The 333-nt window shown below is 45.9% G+C and carries 2 tRNA genes; both read left to right on the forward strand.

What is annotated here, in order from left to right:
• Positions 1-75 precede the first annotated feature (75 nt).
• A tRNA-Asp gene (locus tag K6V48_RS08105) sits at positions 76-148 on the forward strand.
• Positions 149-213: 65 nt separating this feature from the next.
• Positions 214-286 (forward strand) — tRNA-Lys (locus K6V48_RS08110).
• Positions 287-333 lie beyond the last annotated feature (47 nt).

The following is a 333-nucleotide window of genomic DNA, read 5'->3' on the forward strand; positions in this document are numbered from 1 at the left end:
AATAGGAAACTGATGAGAGTTAATGACTCTAGGAAGTTTATCTTTTTCACTAGGATTTTAGCTTGAGTACAGATAGGTCCCGTAGTGTAGCGGTTATCACGTCGCCCTGTCACGGCGAAGATCGCGGGTTCGATTCCCGTCGGGACCGTTCAAATAGTCTGGGAGACTATTTGAAGTTGGAAATAGAGCAAATAGAGTTTGCATCATATTTACGACTCGTTAGCTCAGTTGGTAGAGCAATTGACTTTTAATCAATGGGTCGCTGGTTCGAGCCCAGCACGAGTCATATGCGGGTTTGGCGGAATTGGCAGACGCACCAGATTTAGGATCTGG

It is taken from the genome of Streptococcus suis (genome assembly GCF_019794555.1).
Taxonomy (GTDB): Bacteria; Bacillota; Bacilli; order Lactobacillales; family Streptococcaceae; genus Streptococcus; species Streptococcus suis_AB.